Origin of the sequence: Salmonella sp. SA14318, from assembly GCF_029866905.1 — a bacterium.
Taxonomy (GTDB): Bacteria; Pseudomonadota; Gammaproteobacteria; order Enterobacterales; family Enterobacteriaceae; genus Salmonella; species Salmonella enterica.
Map to the genome: position 1 here is coordinate 3,229,370 of NZ_CP123282.1, position 19,699 is coordinate 3,249,068.

15 protein-coding genes are annotated in these 19,699 nt (G+C 56.2%); 8 read left to right on the forward strand and 7 right to left on the reverse strand.

The window, feature by feature from the left end:
• Positions 1-7: 7 nt before the first annotated feature.
• Together entE and entC are read right to left on the reverse strand one after the other, a co-directional pair.
• Entirely contained in the window at positions 8-1,618 is a 1,611-nt protein-coding gene (gene entE / locus QEN32_RS15565; RefSeq protein ID WP_001222447.1) for a (2,3-dihydroxybenzoyl)adenylate synthase EntE, read from the reverse strand.
• Positions 1,619-1,627: 9 nt separating this feature from the next.
• Positions 1,628-2,803 carry an isochorismate synthase EntC gene (gene entC / locus QEN32_RS15570; RefSeq protein WP_265321902.1) on the reverse strand — a complete coding sequence of 392 codons (1,176 nt, stop codon included), beginning with the start codon at positions 2,801-2,803 and terminating at the stop codon, positions 1,628-1,630.
• 307 nt (positions 2,804-3,110) lie between these two features.
• On the opposite strand from entC, the gene fepB reads away from it, so the two are divergent.
• Entirely contained in the window at positions 3,111-4,067 is a 957-nt protein-coding gene (gene fepB / locus QEN32_RS15575; RefSeq protein WP_265321901.1) for a Fe2+-enterobactin ABC transporter substrate-binding protein, read from the forward strand.
• 62 nt (positions 4,068-4,129) lie between these two features.
• Here the strand turns inward: fepB and entS are convergent, their stop codons facing one another.
• Complete coding sequence (gene entS / locus QEN32_RS15580; protein WP_265321900.1) at positions 4,130-5,374, reverse strand: enterobactin transporter EntS; 1,245 nt, start codon at positions 5,372-5,374, stop codon at positions 4,130-4,132.
• 110 nt (positions 5,375-5,484) lie between these two features.
• Here entS and fepD point away from each other — a divergent pair, with 110 nt between their 5' ends.
• The 3 genes from fepD to fepC are packed head-to-tail and all read left to right on the forward strand — an operon-like array spanning position 5,485 to position 8,272.
• Entirely contained in the window at positions 5,485-6,492 is a 1,008-nt protein-coding gene (fepD, locus tag QEN32_RS15585) for a Fe(3+)-siderophore ABC transporter permease (protein ID WP_001277880.1), read from the forward strand.
• Complete coding sequence (fepG, locus tag QEN32_RS15590) at positions 6,492-7,481, forward strand: iron-enterobactin ABC transporter permease (protein WP_000480053.1); 990 nt, start codon at positions 6,492-6,494, stop codon at positions 7,479-7,481. Before fepD ends, fepG begins: the two co-directional genes overlap by 1 nt.
• Entirely contained in the window at positions 7,478-8,272 is a 795-nt protein-coding gene (gene fepC / locus QEN32_RS15595; RefSeq protein ID WP_000140622.1) for an iron-enterobactin ABC transporter ATP-binding protein, read from the forward strand. Before fepG ends, fepC begins: the two co-directional genes overlap by 4 nt.
• Positions 8,273-8,324: 52 nt before the next feature.
• Here fepC and wzz(fepE) read toward each other — a convergent pair whose 3' ends face one another.
• The 4 genes from wzz(fepE) to fes all read right to left on the reverse strand — a co-directional run bounded on the left by wzz(fepE) (position 8,325) and on the right by fes (position 15,055).
• Positions 8,325-9,461, reverse strand: a complete 1,137-nt coding sequence (wzz(fepE), locus tag QEN32_RS15600) for an LPS O-antigen length regulator Wzz(fepE) (protein WP_265321899.1) — start codon at positions 9,459-9,461, stop codon at positions 8,325-8,327.
• Between the two features lie 249 nt (positions 9,462-9,710).
• Positions 9,711-13,595 carry an enterobactin non-ribosomal peptide synthetase EntF gene (gene entF / locus QEN32_RS15605; protein WP_265321898.1) on the reverse strand — a complete coding sequence of 1,295 codons (3,885 nt, stop codon included), beginning with the start codon at positions 13,593-13,595 and terminating at the stop codon, positions 9,711-9,713.
• Positions 13,592-13,810 carry an MbtH family protein gene (locus tag QEN32_RS15610; protein ID WP_108638701.1) on the reverse strand — a complete coding sequence of 73 codons (219 nt, stop codon included), beginning with the start codon at positions 13,808-13,810 and terminating at the stop codon, positions 13,592-13,594. The genes entF and QEN32_RS15610 overlap by 4 nt, the downstream gene beginning before the upstream one ends.
• Positions 13,811-13,840: 30 nt before the next feature.
• Positions 13,841-15,055 carry an enterochelin esterase gene (gene fes, locus QEN32_RS15615; protein ID WP_265321897.1) on the reverse strand — a complete coding sequence of 405 codons (1,215 nt, stop codon included), beginning with the start codon at positions 15,053-15,055 and terminating at the stop codon, positions 13,841-13,843.
• Between the two features lie 188 nt (positions 15,056-15,243).
• Between fes and QEN32_RS15620 the strand changes: the two genes are divergently transcribed.
• The 4 genes from QEN32_RS15620 (at position 15,244) to QEN32_RS15635 (ending at position 19,695) form a co-directional block, all read left to right on the forward strand.
• Positions 15,244-17,499, forward strand: a complete 2,256-nt coding sequence (locus tag QEN32_RS15620) for a TonB-dependent siderophore receptor (RefSeq protein ID WP_265321896.1) — start codon at positions 15,244-15,246, stop codon at positions 17,497-17,499.
• Positions 17,500-17,545: 46 nt separating this feature from the next.
• On the forward strand, positions 17,546-18,250 hold the full coding sequence (gene entD / locus QEN32_RS15625) for an enterobactin synthase subunit EntD (protein ID WP_265321895.1): 705 nt from the start codon (positions 17,546-17,548) through the stop codon (positions 18,248-18,250).
• Positions 18,251-18,261: 11 nt separating this feature from the next.
• Complete coding sequence (locus tag QEN32_RS15630) at positions 18,262-19,380, forward strand: YbdK family carboxylate-amine ligase (protein WP_076937436.1); 1,119 nt, start codon at positions 18,262-18,264, stop codon at positions 19,378-19,380.
• A gap of 66 nt (positions 19,381-19,446) precedes the next feature.
• Complete coding sequence (locus QEN32_RS15635; protein ID WP_001727167.1) at positions 19,447-19,695, forward strand: DUF1158 family protein; 249 nt, start codon at positions 19,447-19,449, stop codon at positions 19,693-19,695.
• Positions 19,696-19,699 lie beyond the last annotated feature (4 nt).

The following is a 19,699-nucleotide window of genomic DNA, read 5'->3' on the forward strand; positions in this document are numbered from 1 at the left end:
TTCTCCTTCAGAGCGGTGAACGTGACGCCAACCGCTGGCGTAATTGTTTTTTATCGACTTTACCAACCGGCGTCAGCGGCAGTGACGCAACGCACTCCACGCGATCCGGTAATTTAAATTCCGCCACGCCCTGCTCTCGCAGGAAACGGCGTACCTGTACCGCTCGCAGCGGCTCTTTTACCACCAGATATGCGCAACTTTTTTCTCCCAGCAGTTCATCTTCCATGCTGACCAGCGCCGCATGGATCACCGCCGGGTGGCGCAGTAACAGGTTTTCTATCTCTTCGGCGGCTATCTTCTCGCCGCCCCGGTTGATCTGATCTTTTTCACGCCCGTGAACGGTGATGTAACCGTCTTGATCAATGGAGATCAGATCGCCGGAGCAGTAAAAACCGTTGGCGTCAAAGGCGCTGGCATTGTGTTGCGGACTGTTGAAATAGCCGCGAAAAGTATAGGGGCCGCGCGTCATCAGACGACCAATCTCGCCCGGCGGCAGTGGATTCCCGTCAGCATCCGCCACCCACACTTCGTCGTCCGGACACATGGGTCTTCCCTGGGTATTGATAATCCGTTCCGGACTATCATCCAGCCGGGTATAGTTCACTAACCCTTCCGCCATGCCGAAGACCTGCTGCAACTGACAGCCAATTTCAGCCGGAATACGGGCGGCCAGCGTCGCAGAAAGCCGCGCGCCGCCGACCTGCAATAACCTTAATGACGCCAGCGGCGCATTGCCGCCCCACTCCTGGATAGCCTGTAGCCATAGACTGACCGCGGGCGGCACCAGCGCCGTGGCATTAATCTGGTGTTTTTCGATCAGCGGGAAACAGAGCGTGGCGCTGGGATCGGTCGCCAGCACTACCGTTCCTTTGGCAAGAAAGACGCCCAGCGCGCCCGGCGAACTCATGGCGTAGTTATGCGCGGCGGGAATCGCGCACAGAAAACGCGTCTCCTCGTTGAAACCGCAAATCTCATTGCTGCGGCGCACGCTGTAGTAATAGTCGTTATGGGTACGGGGAATAAGCTTTGGCGTGCCGGTAGTACCGCCGGAAAGCTGAAAGTAGGCCACTTCGTCAGCAGGTGATGGCGTGGCGGTGAAATCTTCCGCCGCCTGCCGCATCGCCGCGTCCAGGCTGTGATCGCCGTCGTCGTTACGCAATAACACCACCCGCACAGAACGGTGTTCAGCCACAAACGTGTTGAGAAAGTCCTCCCCGGCGAACAGCGTATGTTGGCGATCGGCAATCACCAGCGTCGGCGCGATCTGCATCGCATAGGCGTTAAGTTCGGTACGTTGATGGCTAAACAGCGCCAGAACAGGCGCTACGCCAAGCTTCAACAGGGCGAAAAAGGTGATATACAGTTCCGGTACATTCCCCAGTTGTACCAGAGCGGTTTCGCCAGGTTTGATGCCCTGACGGCGTAAACTGCAGGCCAGATTATCTGCGGCCTGGTTGAGCTGGCGATAGCTGAATGCGCGCTCGCCTTCAATGACCGCCGTCTTGTCGCTGTCAGCGTGGCGGGTCAGAATATCGGTCAACGGCACGTCTTGCCAGTAGCCTTTTTCACGATAACGGCGGGCAAATTCATCCGGCCAACGGGTGAAAGGTATACGCATCATCGTTCCTTAATGCAGTCCAAAAACGTTCAACATCGTAGAGAGCTTGACGCCGGTTTCCCGCCACTCGCCGACTGGCGAAGAGGCAGGGACAATCCCGGCGCCAGCGAACAGGCGCACCTGATTACCGTGCAATTTCGCGCAACGAATCGTTACTACCCACTCACCGTTTCCTTCGGCGTCGCACCAGCCGACAATGCCGCCAAACAGTTCACGATCGAACGGTTCCAGTTCAGCAATCAGCTTTTTCGCGACCTGATGGGGGAAACCGCTTAACGCAGGGGTCGGATGCAGCAGACAGGCCAGCGTCAGCGCGTTTTCTCCGGCGTTGGCCTTGCCCTCAAACGGCGTACCGAGATGCCATAGCGTCGGCGTGGTGATCAACTGCGGAGAGGAAGGTAATTGCAGTTCCGTGCTGCGATCGCGCAGGATCTGCTTCATCGCCTGCGTCACCAGCTCATGTTCATGGCGATCTTTTTGTGAAGCCAGCAGTCGGTTTCCCGCCTCGCGATCCAGAACGTCATCCGGCTGTCGGCGTGCCGAGCCTGCTAACGGCAGCGAACTAAACCGCTCGCCCTCCTTGCGTAGCAGCAATTCGGGGCTGGCGCCCAGCAGAACGCCGCCATCCGCCAGTGGCACATGGAAGTTGTAACTAACTGGATTCTGCGCAATCAGCCGCTCCAGCAATGCTCCGCTATCCACCGCCACATCAGTGGTGATATCTATCAGCCGGGAAAGCACCACTTTATCGACGTCTGGCGTGGCGGTCAGCATAGCCGCGCGTGCGACCATCGCTTCAAAAGCATCCTGCTCCGGAATCGCCTTTCGCGCCGTCACCGTCAGCGACTGATGGTCAGTAAAATAACGCGCCGTGCGCTGCTTTTGCTGGCGAGAAAAGGACTGCCACGCCATCGGGATAAATAGCGACGACGGCTGACGAGTATCAAAGGGGATCGCCCCCACCAGGATAGGGTTGGCGATGCCCTGCGATTTGGCCTCGGCAAACTGCTGGCGCAATTTCTGCTGGAAAGGGCTATCCGGCGAATCTCCGGCAACCGCAGGCTCGGTATAACGGGCGAAGCACCCGGAAGTGGTAAAACTGCGATACGGCGACATGAAGAAAAAGCGATCGGGAGCAAGCGTTGCCATTGTCTCCTGAGCGTCCTCGGCCAGTGACATATCCATATCATCCTCCAATGATAAAGGCTTATATACATTTCATCTTTCAAGCTGCCTCTTTGTTGGCTGCGCTCAGAAACCCCGGTCACACAGTTATCTATGCCCGCGGGGATTCTTCCCTTGCCGTCGCGATGCTTCTTGAATGATTTTGTGTATAATAATGATTATTATTTCTATTTTTAGTGCGCTAACCTAAGAGTAAAACGTCGCTCTGTCAACTCTGGTCATGACTTAAATGGCACTAAGGCTTGCATCTCGCTGCCGCTGAGATGAAAATGAGAAGCATTAACTTTATTAATAACAGGACGCTATTGTGAGACTCCCCGCCTTTTATCGTTGGCTGCTTTTAGTGGTTGGTATATCAATTTCAGGAATATCCTTAGCCCAGGACGCCGGTTGGCCCCGGCAAATTCAGGACAGCCGCGGCGTTCATACTCTGGACCACAAGCCCGCGCGTATCGTCTCTACCAGCGTGACGTTGACAGGCTCGCTGCTGGCGATTGATGCCCCCGTCGTCGCCAGCGGAGCTACTACGCCGAATAACCGCTTTGCCGACGATCAAGGGTTTATGCGCCAGTGGAGCGACGTAGCAAAGGCTCGCCATGTCGCCCGGCTGTACATCGGCGAACCGAATGCCGAAACGGTCGCCGCGCAAATGCCGGATCTCATTTTGATTAGCGCCACCGGCGGCGACTCCGCGCTGGCGCTTTACGATCAGCTCTCCGCTATCGCGCCGACGCTCGTCATCAATTATGACGATAAAAGCTGGCAGAGTTTGCTCACGCAGCTTGGCGAGATCACCGGTCAGGAGAAACAGGCCGCCGCGCGAATAGCGGAATTTGAGGCGCAACTGACGACGGTTAAACAGCGAATCGCCCTGCCGCCGCAGCCGGTTAGCGCGCTGGTGTATACCCCTGCCGCGCATAGCGCCAATCTGTGGACGCCAGAATCAGCACAAGGCAAGCTATTGACGCAGTTAGGCTTTACGCTGGCGACATTGCCCCGAGGGCTGCAAACCAGCAAAAGCCAGGGTAAGCGCCACGATATCATTCAGCTTGGCGGTGAAAATCTGGCCGCCGGGTTAAACGGCGAATCTCTTTTCCTGTTTGCCGGCGACAACAACGATGTTGCGGCCCTTTACGGCAATCCGCTGCTGGCGCACCTGCCAGCGGTGCAAAATAAGCGCGTCTATGCCCTGGGTACGGAGACGTTCCGTCTGGATTATTACAGCGCAACATTGTTGCTTAACCGGCTGGCCGCCCTGTTTTAGCCCTATCGGAGTCTTATCCGACTGACCAGACAGATTTTGTCAGTCGGATAAACGCCCCTTCATCAGCCAGCATCGCTAACCGGCGGCATCTGGCGAAAACGACGTAGCTCGCCCAGCACTAACAGCAGCAGCAAACCAATAATTACCAGCCCGAATCCACTCACGCTCGCGGAAGCGACCGGCGTCATCATTGCGCCAAGACCGCCTAACAGCGCCGCGCCGATAGCGTCTCCCGTGACGTTTTGCGCAGTCCACAGGCCGTTCATTCGCCCCAGCATATTTTCCGGCGTCTGGGTTTGCAGCAGAGTGTATTGTAATAACGAACTGATGGCGCTAAGCCAGCCAAATAGCGCCAGACAGATAACACCTGCGATCCAGACCGGCATGATGGCGAACAGCCCCACCGCCAGAAAAGAACCGACTGTCGAAACCAGCATAATGAGCCCCGGACGAACGCTATGCGCCAGTTGTCCGCTGGTCAGCGCGCCAATGGCCGCACCCAGCGGAATTGCCGCATACAGCAAACCGATTTGCGCCGCCGACATCTGCCAGCTCATCGCCAGCGCCGGATAGAGGACGCGTACCGCGCTTGCCATCGTCACCAGACCGCCAAGCAGCGCAATACCGCCGATAAGCGGACTGGCGAGCAAAAAACGAAATGCCGCCAGTAACGCGATAAAAGGATTTTCCCGCGGCTGCGGAGGAACAGGCAGTCGCGGCAGCGTCAGTAACGGCAATAGCGTAATAAACGTCCCGACGGCCGCCAGCCCATAGTTCCAGGCTACGCCGCCGCTGGCAAGCAATATGCCCCCCAACATCGGGGAAATAACCGATCCCAGACGTACCGTCAGCATGGTAATCGCGCCGGCCTGCATCAGATTTTCTCTTCCGACCAGCGCTGGCGTCGCCGCCAGTAACGCGGTCACGCCCAAAGACGCGAAAAAGCCGTCCCACAGGCCAAGGAGATATATCGCCAGCAATGACGGTTCCGGCAGCAGAGCGTTCACGCACAGGCCAATAAAGCCAATACCGCAAGTACCGCGCGCCAGCAGAATCACCTTTTTACGTTCGTAGCGATCGGCCAGCACACCGCCCACCATTAAGCCAATAAACATGGCGCCGCCGGTTAACGTTACCGACAGCCCTACCTGCCAGGTGGAGTGCGTCATCATTTGGATCTGTACCGGAACCGCCACGCCAAGCAGCCCCAGCGAGACAATAGAGATAAAACGGGCCAGAAATACTGCGCGAAATGCAGGGTGCGTCTTCAACAGGCTGAGATTGAGCAGCCAGGATTGTCGATTCATTACAACGCCTTAATGCGAGTTTTTTTAAATATCCATTCAATGGCTGCACATGCTAACATAACCAAATAAGATAGATAACGATAATTACTATCATTATCAGGGAAGTTACTATGTCATGCTCGTTTTCCGTGACGCGCGCGTTTGCCGTGCCCGGATTGTTGTTATTACTGAGTCTCGCCGCGGTTTTAAGCCTGGTCATTGGCGCGAAACCGCTGCCCGCCGCCGTCGTGCTGGAGGCGTTCACCGGCGTGTGCCAAAGCGCCGATTGCACTATCGTCCTGGATGCGCGTTTGCCGCGTACGCTGGCCGGATTACTGGCAGGCGGCGCGTTGGGTCTCGCCGGGGCGCTCATGCAAACACTTACTCGCAACCCGCTCGCCGACCCGGGGATTCTGGGCGTTAACAACGGCGCCAGCTTCGCCATTGTACTGGGCGCGGCGCTGTTTGGTTTCTCCACGCCGCTGGAACAGCTTTTCATGGCATTTAGCGGCGCGCTTATCGCATCGCTGATTGTCGCCTTCACCGGTAGTCAGGGCGGCGGCCAGTTAAGCCCGGTCCGCCTGACACTGGCGGGCGTGGCGCTTGGCGCGGTACTGGAAGGATTGACCAGCGGCATCGCGCTGTTAAATCCAGAGGTTTATGATCAGCTTCGCTTCTGGCAGGCGGGATCGCTGGACATTCGCAGCCTGCAAACGTTGAAAGTCGCGCTTGCGCCCGTGGTTATCGCTGGGATCGTGGCGCTATTTCTGAGCCGTGCGCTGAACAGCCTGAGCCTCGGCAGCGATACCGCGACGGCGCTGGGGAGTAAAGTGGCACGCACCCAACTTATCGGTTTACTGGCGATTACCGTCTTGTGCGGCAGCGCAACGGCGCTGGTCGGCCCTATCGCCTTTATTGGTCTGATGATGCCGCATATGGCGCGTTGGCTGGTGGGCGCAGACCACCGCTGGTCGCTGCCAGTGACGCTACTGGCAACCCCTGCTCTGCTGCTTTTTGCCGATATTATTGGTCGTCTGTTGGTGCCGGGCGAACTCCGCGTATCGGTCGTCAGTGCGTTTATCGGCGCGCCGGTACTTATCTTTCTGGTACGCCGTAAATCGAGCGGAGGCGGCCTGTGATGTTTCTTTCTCGTCGGCTTATCGTAAGCTGCCTGATTCTGGCGGCTGGCTGCTTCGCCATTGGCTTATGGAGCCTGCAAAGCGGCGCCGTGCCTCTTGAGACCGGGCAGATTATTGCCGCGCTGCTGGGCGACGCGCCGCGTAACATCACCCTTGTCGTAACCGAATGGCGACTACCGCGCGTATTAATGGCGCTGCTGATTGGCGCTGCGCTTGGCGTCAGTGGCGCGATTTTTCAGTCGTTGATGCGTAACCCGCTAGGCAGCCCTGATGTGATGGGCTTTAATACTGGCGCCTGGAGCGGCGTACTGGTCGCAATGGTCCTGTTTGGCCAGCATCTTACCGCGATCGCGCTGGCGGCAATGGCGGGCGGTATCGTCACGTCATTGATTGTCTGGCTGCTCGCCTGGCGTAACGGGATTGAAACTTTCCGGCTGATTATCATCGGTATCGGCATCCGCGCGATGTTAGTCGCCTTTAATACCTGGCTTCTGTTGCAGGCGTCGCTGGAAACGGCGCTCACCGCCGGCTTATGGAACGCCGGGTCGCTCAACGGTCTGACATGGGCAAAAACCTGGCCTTCGGCGCCGCTGATTATTGTGATGCTGACAGGTGCCGCGCTACTGGTGCGTCGTATGCGGCTGCTGGAGATGGGCGATGACAGCGCCTGCGCGCTGGGTGTTAGCGTGGAGCGGTCACGCCTGATGCTGATGCTGGTGGCGGTGTCGCTCACCGCTGCGGCAACGGCACTGGCTGGCCCCATCTCGTTTATTGCCCTTGTCGCGCCGCACATCGCCCGCCGTCTTAGCGGCACAGCGCGCTGGGGATTAACCCAGTCGGCGCTGTGCGGCGCGTTGTTACTACTGGCCGCCGATGCGTGCGCGCAGCAACTGTTTATGCCTTATCAGCTTCCAGTGGGCGTGGTCACCGTCAGCCTCGGCGGTATTTACCTTATCGTCTTGTTAATTCAGGAGTCCCGCAAAAAATGACCGAATCCGTAGCCCGTTTGCGCGGCGACCAGTTAACGCTGGGTTATGGCAGCTATACCGTCGCAAAAAACCTTAATGTTTCGATTCCGGACGGCCATTTTACCGCCATCATCGGCCCTAACGGCTGCGGCAAGTCAACGTTGCTACGCACGCTAAGCCGTCTGATGACGCCTGTTGACGGCCATGTCTGGCTGGATGGCGAACAGATACAGCGTTACGCCAGTAAAGAGGTGGCGCGGCGCATCGGATTGCTGGCGCAAAACGCCACTACGCCGGGCGATATCACCGTACAAGAGCTGGTCGCCAGAGGGCGTTATCCGCATCAGCCATTATTTACCCGCTGGCGCAAGGAAGATGCCGACGCCGTCGCCAGTGCCATGCGTGCAACAGGTATCACCTCACTGGCGACGCAAAGCGTAGATACTCTGTCCGGCGGCCAACGTCAGCGGGCGTGGATAGCCATGGTGCTGGCGCAGGAAACGTCCATCATGCTGCTGGATGAGCCGACAACGTGGCTGGATATTAGCCATCAAATTGATTTGCTGGAGTTGTTAAGCGATCTCAACCGCGAAAAAGGCTATACGCTCGCCGCCGTCCTGCATGACCTGAATCAGGCCTGCCGATACGCCACGCATTTGATTGCATTACGCGAAGGTAACATTGTCGCACAGGGCGCGCCGAAAGAGATTGTTACCGCAGAGCTTATCGAAAAAATCTATGGGCTGCGCTGTATGATTATCGACGATCCGGTTGCCGGGACGCCGCTGGTGGTACCGCTGGGGCGGCGATAGTCGCCCACACAGATGACAAAGCCGGATATCGCTATCCGGCTTTTCATGTAAATCAGACTAACCGTTCATCTATCGCCAGCGCGTTTTCCATTTTACGCGAGACCATCGCGTGACGCAGTAATACGCCGCCGCAGGCCATCATACCGCCAATCAACGCCGCCAGAATAATAATGATCGCTTTACCCGGGCCATCTTTTTTCACTGGCAGAGACGGCGACAGTTGATATTTAAACGGGGTAAACTTCACGTCGCTCACATTCATTGCCACCAGTTGTTCAACATGGTATTGACGGTTACGCAAATCACCGTCGATCTCGGCCATGTCCGTTACCCCTTTTTCAATTTCCAGTTTGCGGGAAATACCATCCGCGCCGAGGGAAATAGAAAAATCCGGATCATCTTTTACCGCCTGACCATTGCTGTAAACCGGTCTCTTAATGCCGGCGGCGTTGGCGATTTCCAGCGAATAATGGAGACGTTGAATATTGGCATCAAGCTGATTTTTGAGACGCACCCGATCCATCGCCAGCTTTTCCTGCTCGTAGCGGGTTTTGATTTCCAGCTGGTTACGAATATTTTCCAGCGTCTCTTTCACGACGATATCGGAGATGTACTGAATATAGCCAGCCAGCACTTTTTGCGCTTCTTCCCGCGTCGGCGCGGTAAAACTCAATGTCCACGACGTGAATAACGACGTTTCATTTTTCTTGCCGGCATTGCTGTCCACCGCTTTCATTTTTTCGCTCAGCAGGACAATCGCCCGGTGAAGATCCTGCTCGTCTATTTGCGCGCCTTTTAATTGATCCATGACATACGGAGAAGAACGAAGATATTCTTCCAGCAGCGAGGGCGAGCTAAACTTTTTAATAAACAGATTAAATACGCTGCCCCGATCAACGCTTACCTCCATATCCAACACGCGCAGCGCGGTCAACGTTCTCTCCAGCCCCTGCCACTGTACCGACTCCGCCGGTGTGACAATCGCCTGGCTGGTCCATTTTTGCGGCAGCAGAAAGGACAGAAGCAACCCCACGCACGCAAAGGCGAAAACGGTAGCAAGAATACGACGTTTCGCCTGCCATAACACCTCTATAAGGCTAAACAAATCGATTTCATGACTGTTGGCGGGCGGCAGTGAATAACCTGCAAATGACTGATTTTTTTCTTGTTTTACATTAAGAGATGGCATGCCGTATGACCTGAAAACTTTATCCAATGAAAGAACACATTCCTGTCAGAGATTCTAACAGCAAGTCAGAATTATCCGAAACACTCTTTGCGCGCCAGTGCCCGAAAAGCTAAATATTCGGAATTAAACTTGCCTGTAGCATGTATCACTTATGTTAAAAGAATTAATAGTTGCAATAAAAAACCCATAATAATTAGTAATTATTATGGGTTTCAGGATTTAATTTGTTAAAGGCAGAAACAACGCCCGTTATTTATTAATAAGTTCGCTGATGATGGGCCCGATAGTTTCAAAAGCGGAGGGAGAAATAATATCTACATGCGCGCACGGCTGGCGATAAATAGCCAACGACGCTATCCACGGCGACCAGCTCTGTTCAGGCGATACGCCTTCCGGCACCGTTTTATCCGCCACAAAGAGCGTAGCATGTCCATCAAACGGTACGCTATGCGCCGTCGTCAGCAAACGGACGGCATCCGCATAATTGCCTTCAATGGCGGTAAATAAGGCTTCGGAGGCATTTCCCTGCTGCGCGGCGACAAACGCAGCGCGTTCACGTTCAATTTCCGCCAATACGTCCGGATTGAGGCCATTCGCCTCTTTTTCCCGCCAGTTTTGCGTTTCCGGCGGCCAGGTGTCCAGTAACCCCAAAAACGCCACCGTTTCGCCGCGCGCGCGCAACCGGGCGGCGATCCCTTGCGCCAGCGTCCCGCCCAGCGAATAGCCTAATAAATAATAAGGGCCATGCGGCTGCCGGGCGAGCAATGTTGCCAGATGATGTTCACATACCTCATCAAGAGTGGTTGCGGTTTGCATAGGGCCAGCGGGGCGCGGCGACTGAATCCCCATAATCGACCACGACGGGCTGAGATAGCGTGATAATACGCTAAATTGCCAGGCGAACCCCGACGCCGGATGGAAACAAAATAACGTTGGACCATCGCTTTCACGCAGCGGCAACAGCGGCCCGAACCCCAGATTGCGCGAGCGTTCGTCATCGTCAGTATCGAGCAGCTTACTTAACTGCGCCACGTCAGACGCCACCATCACCTGCCCCGGCGTCACCTGGCGGTTAAACGTCTGACTTAGCTGCGCGGCCAGTTTCATCGCCAGCAGCGAATGTCCGCCCAGCGCAAAGAAATCACTTTCAACGTCGTTAATCTCACAGCCCAGCAGGCGGGAAAACGCCGCGGCGACAGCAATCTCCGTGGCGGACTGCGGCGCACGCCCTTTCACGCGCGGCGTCAGGTCCGGCAGCGGCAGGGCTTTGCGATCCAGCTTGCCATTAGCGCTAAGCGGCAAGCTGGCAAGTTGCAACAGCACAACCGGCACCATATGCGCGGGAAGTTTTTGGCGTAATTTTTCCTGCAGCACCGGTAAATCCAGCGGCAAACCGGAGTGCGACACCAGATAGCCGACCAGTTGCCGGGCATCCCCGCCCGTCGCCGCCGCCTGATTAAAGACGCAGGCATGTGCTACCGCCTGTTCAACATCCGGCAGCGTTTGCATGACGCGGTCAATCTCGCCCAGTTCAATACGTTGACCCCGAATTTTGAGCTGATCGTCGCTGCGCCCCAGGTACTCCACCGCGCCGGAATCCAGCCAGCGCGCCACATCTCCGGTACGGTACATCCGTTCGCCTGGCGCAAAAGGATCGGCGATAAAACGGCTGGCGGTAAGATCCGGACGCCCCAGATAGCCCTGCGCCAGTTGGATACCGGTAAGATAGAGATCGCCAGCCACGCCCGGCGGCACCGGCTGCATATGCGCATCGAGAATACGTAAACCGGTATTCCAGACGGGATAACCAATCGGGATGCTGTTGCCGTCAACAGCCGCCAGCTCATCGCCACAGGCCGGATACCAGCTCACATCCACCGCGGCCTCCGTTGGCCCGTACAGATTGTGTAGCGGCGCGTTGGTTAACGTCTCCCATTCGCGGCACAGCGCCGTCGGCAGGGCCTCGCCGCTACAGAAAACGCGCTTTAAGGAAGCGCAGCTTTTCCCCGCCGACGCTGGCGTGAGCGAGACAATAAAGGCCGCCAGCATCGACGGCACAAAATGAGTGGTCGTGACGCCGTATTGCACAAAGAACCGTTGCATCGCGAGCGGGTCGCGGTGCGCTTCCGGCTCGGCCATCACCAGTTTCGCCCCGGCGATAAACGGCCAGAAAAACTCCCATACTGAGACGTCAAAACTGCACGGCGTTTTTTGCGCTACTACATCATCCGCCGTCAACGGATAGTGAGCCTGCATCCACAGCAGCCGGTTGACTATCGCCGTTTGTCCCACCATCACCCCTTTCGGCCTACCCGTCGAGCCAGAGGTGAAAATGATGTAAGCGGTATGATGCGGTAACGACAGCCCCAGCGGAGTGGCGTCACTGACCGGTAGCGGTTGGCTATAACACAAATATTCCATCCCCGGAATATCGTGAAAGCGCGCCAGCTGCGCCTGAGTCGTAATTAACAGTTTCGGCTGCGCATCTTCCAGCATCATTCGCAGCCGATCGTCAGGATAACCGGTATCCAGCGGCAGCCAGGCGGCGCCCGCCTCGACAATGCCATGCAGCGCTAAGGTCAGAAAAGCCGACCGCGGCAACGCCACCGCCACGCTATCGCCAGGCTGAACGCCGCGTTCCCGCAGCGCGTACGCCAGCGCCACAACCTGTTCACGCATTTCACGGTAGGTAAAATGATAATGCGCATCTGCCAACGCGGAAGCCTCTGGCGTTTTTTGCGCCTGCTGCGCCACCAAATCGCTAAGCGTGGCGGCGGGAATCGTTACCGCCGTATTATTAAGGTGTGTTAATTGCGTTTGTTCTTCCGCCAGCAGCATTTGCGCATCGCCGCAGCGCAGCGCCGGGTTATCCGCAAACTGCGTGATAAGCGCCATCAATCGTAAGGCATGGCGGGAGAGCGTGGCATCATCGTAACGCTGTGCATTCGCCAGCAATTCAATATCCAGACCGCCGTTTTCATCCGGAAAAAGCGCCAGTTCAAGATCGTTAACCGGCCCCGTCGCCAGGGTATGGGTTTGCGCCTGTATGCCAGGAAGATCCAGATGATAATCAAATACTTTTATGTTGAGCACCGGGCCAAATAGCGGCGTCTCCCCTGCGACTCGCCCGCTATCGCGTACAATCTGTTCGGCGTCGTAACGCTGGTGGCGGCGCATCTTCTTTAACTGCGCCGCAAGACGCTTCGCCAGCGTTGGCAGATCTTCCGTCGCATGAAGGTTAACCGCCAGCGGCAACACGTTAAGGACAGGCCCGGTCGCCGTTAACGCCGCCGATCCCATCCGCCGCATAAAGATAAATCCGGCGGCATAATCCATTCGCCCGCATAATCGTCCCAGCCACAACGTCACCAGCGCCAGGGCAAGATCCGCTCGCGGTATCTCAGGCATGTGCGCCGCCAGTTGGCGAAACGCCCCCGCCGGCGCGCTCAATTTCATACGCAGAATATCCGCGCTCGCCGACCGCCCCGGCAGCGGCGCGGCAGACATTGACGCCGGCGGCGGCAGCTCGCGGCGCTGCTGCGCCCAGAAGGCGCCGTCACGCTGCCAGGCCTCGCTCTGGCGATAGCGCTGATATTCCTCGACCACATCCGCAAAGGGGGTAAAAGGCGACTCCGGCGTAGGGGCGTCGCTCTGCCAGGCGCGATAAATCGCCGCAATCTGGCGGGTTATCGCCGGGAAGCTAAAGCCATCCACCAGCAAATGGTGATAGCGCTGATACCAATACCAGCGGGTATCATCAATGCGGATTAACTGGTGAAACGCCAGCGGCTTACCGCTATCTGCGCGCAGGTTTTGCCGTAAATCCGCCTGCATTAACGCCAGCGCCGCGTGATGCGGATCGGGCTGGTCGCGTAAATCGGCAATCGGGGGCTCGCCGAAGGTGTGCTCAGGATCTATCCATTGCCAGACCTCGCCGTTCTCTTCGGTAAAACGCATCCGTAGCGTATCCGCCTGTTGCATCCCTACCGCTACCGCTTTTGCCAACAAGGGGGCATCCAGCTCGCCGTTCAGTTCCACATAGTGCGCCACGCTCCAGGCGGAGGGTAAATCAGAGAGTTTTTCTGCCATCCAGATCCCCGGCTGGGCGGCGACTAACGGTAAACGCTGCGTCATTTCGCCTCCTGCTTATCGGCATAATGCGCCGGATTCAGTGTTGTCCAGCGCGTATTAAGCCACTGCTGGCACGTGTCCTGCGATTGCGGTTCGCATACCACGTCCCAGCCTGCGGGAAGCGCACATGCCGCTGGCCAAAGGCTGAATTGACGCTGCGCATTTTGCAGGATGTAAAACTGTCCCTGCGGATTATCGAAGGGATTACTGAATTCCATACTCAACTCCTGTCATGGACATGTGCCCGGTTAAAGCGTGTCGATAAGCGGCTGCCAAAGCAGCATCAGCCCTTGCGTTAGCCCGCCGCGCCAGCAAAGCGCATCGTGTCCGCCGTCAACCTGACGCCAGAAAATGGACTGCTGCGAGGTGTTCAGTTGGGCATAAAGCGCCTGATTTGCCTGAAACACGATCGGCTCACACACGCCGGCTTCCAGTACGATACGCAGTCCGCGCGCGCATAATGCGCCGGTTTTCAGCCGGGTAATGACTTCCCCCTCCGGCGGGGTGATGCGATGAGGCCACCAGAACGATCCTGACTGGCTTAGTACACAGCCAAAACGCGTCGGCCAGTTCAGGCCGGCATACAGCGCCGACAGGCCGCCAAAGCTCTGTCCGGCGACCACCGTTCGCCCGGCATCATCGCTAAAAGGCGTCACGGCTCTGACTTGCGGCAACAGTTCCTGCTGCACCGCCAGCCAGAAGTCGGCATTGCAGGTCAACTCCTGGCTGCGGTGGTGAGTATCAATCGCGTCAATCAGCAGATAGACGGCACCGGGAAGCAGGCGTTGATGAGTCAGCGAGGCGAGCGCGGGCCAGACGGGCATATTTTCCGCCCAGAATTGACCGTCCAGCAGAATAGCCAACGGTCTTTCCTCCGGCGCCTCGTCTCCGGTCGTCAATATCCATACGCGGCGGGAATTGCCCAGACGTGCGCTATGCCACTGCATCATCAAAGGCGGCGAGTACGGCGTTTCAGGACGATCCCATCCCGGCTGAAGGGGCGCATCCGGCATTTCCAGCGCTGAAACCGCATGACCACGTCCTCCCCGCCAGCTTTGCGAATTAAGCGGGTCGGCAATCGCCTGCGGTAATAGCTGTCGCCAGCCTTCACGCAGTGCGTTCCGATCGGGCGTTTCGCCCGGCGCAAAAGCGGCAAAAACGTCATCGCGTTCGGTAGGAATAAAACAGTAGCTGCCGCGCCAGTTAGCGCTAAGCGCCGTGCTCCAGCGCCAGACATCCGTTCCGGCAATACGCTCCATCGTCTGAGGCTGCGCGTTTTGATGATGATCGGTTACGCCAGTGATGTAGACCCAGACACGCCGTATCGGGGAGTGTGTTTCGTTTCCCTGCGGGTCGCGCCACCAAAAAGTGACCCGATAATTTCCGTCTTTTTCCCGTATCCATTCCGGCCCGGTTTTCGTCCTCCACCAGGCCTCACTTCCCGTTGCCAGCGCCTCTTTCATTATAACCCTGTGTTTATTATGAATTTTGTATATAAAAGGTGAAATATATTGATAATATTATTGATAACTATTTGCATTTGCAATAGCGTATTGTCGCGCTATGGGACGCGCGAACACAATTTCACCACCCGGCCAATGCCTTTGACGGGCGCTTTGGCTTATGTGGCTAAAGAAAAGCAGGATATACAATGAACAAGAAGATTCATTCCCTGACCTTACTGGTCAATTTAGGGATTTACGGGGCCGCTCTGCCCGTGATGGCGGAAGAAAAAACCGATAGCGCTGCGCTCACCAATGAAGACACCATCGTGGTGACCGCTGCCCAGCAAAACCTACAGGCGCCAGGCGTATCCACCATCACCGCCGATGAGATCCGCAAAAATCCGCCCGCGCGCGACGTGTCAGAAATCATCCGCACCATGCCGGGCGTAAACCTGACCGGCAACTCCACCAGCGGTCAGCGCGGGAATAACCGCCAAATCGATATTCGCGGCATGGGGCCGGAAAACACCCTCATCCTGATAGACGGTAAACCCGTCACCAGCCGTAACTCGGTGCGCCTGGGCTGGCGCGGCGAACGCGATACCCGCGGCGATACCGCGTGGGTGCCGCCGGAGATGATCGAACGCATTGAAGTGCTGCGTGGCCCTGCCGCCGCACGTTTCGGTAACGGCGCGGCGGGTGGCGTGGTCAATATCATTACCAAAAAAGGCGGTAGCGAGTGGCACGGTTCCTGGAATACCTATTTCAACGCGCCGGAACATAAAGACGAAGGCGCGACCAAACGCACTAACTTTAGCCTGAACGGCCCGCTGGGCGGGGATTTCAGCTTCCGCCTGTATGGCAACCTCGACAAAACGCAGGCGGATGCGCGTAATATTAACCAGGGGCATCAGTCTGAACGTACCGGGAGTTACGCCGACACGCTACCGGCAGGACGCGAGGGGGTCATTAACAAAGATATCAACGGTGTGGTTCGTTGGGATTTTGCTCCGCTTCAGTCTCTGGAGCTGGAGGCCGGTTACAGTCGCCAGGGCAACCTCTATGCCGGTGATACTCAGAACACCAATACGAACCAACTGGTGAAAGATAATTACGGAAAAGAGACGAACCGCCTCTATCGGCAGAACTACTCTCTGACCTGGAACGGCGGCTGGAATAATGGCGTAACCACCAGTAACTGGGTGCAATACGAACATACCCGTAACTCCCGGATGCCGGAAGGCCTGGCAGGCGGCACCGAAGGAATTTTCGATCCCAAAGCATCGCAAAAATATGTCGATGCCGATTTGAATGACGTCACCCTACACAGCGAAGTGAGCCTTCCTTTCGATCTGCTGGTCAATCAAAACCTGACGCTGGGTACCGAATGGGCCCAACAGCGTATGAAAGACGAGCTCTCCAACTCGCAAACCTTTATGGGGGGAAATATCCCGGGTTATAGCAGTACCAATCGTAGCCCCTATTCAAAAGCGGAAATTTTCTCTCTGTTTGCTGAAAACAACATGGAACTGACCGACAGCACCATGCTGACGCCGGGGCTACGTTTCGATCATCATAGTATTGTGGGGGATAACTGGAGCCCGTCGCTGAACCTGTCGCAAGGTCTGGGGGATGACTTTACCCTGAAAATGGGAATCGCCCGCGCTTATAAAGCCCCGAGTCTGTACCAGACTAACCCAAACTATATTTTGTACAGTAAAGGTCAGGGTTGCTACGCGACTGGCGCGGGTACCGGCATCGGCTGCTATATGATGGGTAACGATGATCTGAAAGCCGAAACCAGCATCAATAAAGAGATCGGTCTGGAATTTAAACGCGATGGCTGGCTGGCCGGCATCACCTGGTTCCGCAATGATTACCGCAATAAGATTGAAGCGGGTACGGTGCCGTTGCAGCGTATCAACAACGGCAAAACGGATGTCTATCAGTGGGAGAACGTGCCGAAAGCGGTCGTTGAAGGTCTGGAAGGCACGTTAAACGTACCGGTTAGCGACACCGTCAACTGGACGAATAACGTTACGTATATGTTGCAGAGCAAAAACAAAGAGACCGGCGAACGCCTGTCGATTATTCCACAGTACACGCTTAACTCAACCCTGAGCTGGCAGGTACGTCAGGACGTTTCTCTGCAATCGACCTTCACCTGGTACGGCAAACAAGAGCCGAAGAAATATGATTATCAAGGTAACCCCGTTACCGGAACAGATAAGCAAGCGGTCAGCCCATACAGTATTGTTGGCCTGAGCGCGACCTGGGACGTGACCAAAAATGTCAGCCTGACCGGTGGCGTGGATAACCTCTTTGACAAACGTCTGTGGCGTGAAGGTAACGCGCAAACCGTCAGGGATACTCAAACTGGCGCTTATATGGCGGGCGCTGGCGCGTACACCTATAACGAACCGGGACGTACGTGGTATATGAGCATTAATACCCATTTCTGATGGCAACCTTCCCTCCCTCATTCGGGGAGGGAATTAGCAAAAAACGATGCTGACATCTCATTTTCCCCTTCCCTTTGCCGGACACAGGCTGCATATCGTCGACTTTGATGCGAGCAGCTTTCACGAACACGACCTGCTATGGCTTCCTCATCACGATCGGCTCCGGTCTGCCGGACGCAAGCGTAAAGCTGAACATCTGGCAGGCCGCATCGCCGCCGTTCATGCGCTACGCGAGGTGGGCGTCAGGGCGGTGCCCGGTATTGGCGACAAGCGACAGCCGCTATGGCCGGACGGCCTATTTGGCAGCATCAGCCACTGTGCGTCAACAGCGCTGGCCGTCATATCCCGACAGCGTATCGGCATTGATATAGAAAAAATCATGAGTCAGCACACGGCGACAGAGCTGGCGCCGTCCATTATTGATAGCGATGAGCGCCAAATTCTCCAGGCGAGCTCGCTCCCTTTTCCGCTTGCCCTGACGCTGGCTTTCTCCGCCAAAGAGAGCGTTTATAAAGCCTTTTCAGACCGCGTCACGCTCCCGGGATTCAATAGCGCAAAAGTTACCTCGCTTACCGCCACGCACATCTCGTTACATCTGCTGCCAGCCTTTGCCGCCACGATGGCTGAACGTACCGTCCGTACAGAATGGTTTCAACGTGGCAATAGCGTTATTACTCTTGTTTCTGCAATAATGCGCTTTCCCCACGACAGGAGCGCTCCCGCTTCTATACTTAGCGCAATCCCCCGATAAATGAGATCGCTATGGCGCTGAATGATTTTCACGTTTCTGAACCTTATACGCTTGGTATTGAGCTGGAGATGCAGGTGATCAATCCACCTGGCTACGATTTAAGCCAGGACTCTTCTACGCTGATCGACGCCGTTAAGCCCCAACTTACTGCGGGAGAAATTAAGCACGATATCACCGAAAGTATGCTGGAGATGGCCACGGGCGTCTGCCGCGATATTGACCAGGCGGCGGCCCAACTTTCTGCCATGCAGCACGTTATTTTACAGGCGGCGTCGGAACACCATCTCTGCATTTGCGGCGGCGGTACGCACCCTTTTCAAAAATGGCAGCGTCAGGAGGTCTGTGATAATGAGCGCTATCAACGCACGCTGGAAAATTTCGGCTACTTAATTCAACAGGCGACGGTTTTCGGCCAGCATGTCCACGTCGGCTGCGCGAATGGCGACGATGCGATTTATCTTTTACACGGGCTGTCGCATTTTGTGCCGCACTTTATTGCGCTCTCCGCCGCGTCTCCCTATATGCAAGGATCTGACACCCGTTTTGCCTGCGCGCGCCTGAATATTTTTTCCGCTTTTCCCGATAACGGTCCCATGCCGTGGGTCAGTAACTGGCAAGAGTTTGCCGGACTATTTCGCCGTCTGTCTTACACCACGATGATCGACAGCATCAAAGATTTGCACTGGGATATCCGCCCCAGCCCGGCCTTTGGCACGGTAGAAGTTCGGGTGATGGATACGCCGCTCACCCTTGATCATGCCATCAATATGGCAGGGTTGATTCAGGCGACCGCGCACTGGCTGCTGACCGAGCGTCCCTTTAAACCGCAGGAACAAGACTATCTGTTATATAAATTCAACCGTTTTCAGGCTTGCCGCTATGGTCTGGAGGGCGTGCTAACCGATGTCTATACCGGCGACCGCCGTCGCCTGGCAGATGATACGCTGCGTCTGCTGGACAACGTTACCCCCTCAGCGCGCAAGCTGGGCGCCGACAGCGCCATTGACGCGCTACGTCTGCAGGTGAAAAAAGGCGGTAACGAAGCGCAATATATGCGGGAATTTATTGCCGACGGCGGATCGCTGATAGGCCTGGTACAAAAACATTGTGAAATCTGGGCGGGACAATAGACAGCATATTTGCCTTACCAGGCGATATCCCGGACAATGGCGTTTTAACTTACGTTTAACAAAGCCATGAAACACCCGCTTGAATCATTGATGACCGCTGCCGGTATTTTGCTGATGGCGTTGCTCTCCAGCCTGCTGCTGCCCGCCCCTTCGCTCGGCCTTGCGCTGGCGCAAAAACTGGTCGGGATCTTTCATCTTATGGATCTCAACCAGCTTTATACTTTGTTGTTTTGTTTATGGTTTCTGTTGCTCGGCGCGCTGGAATATTATGTCATTCGCTTTATCTGGCAGCGCTGGTTTTCGCTGGCCGATTAAACAT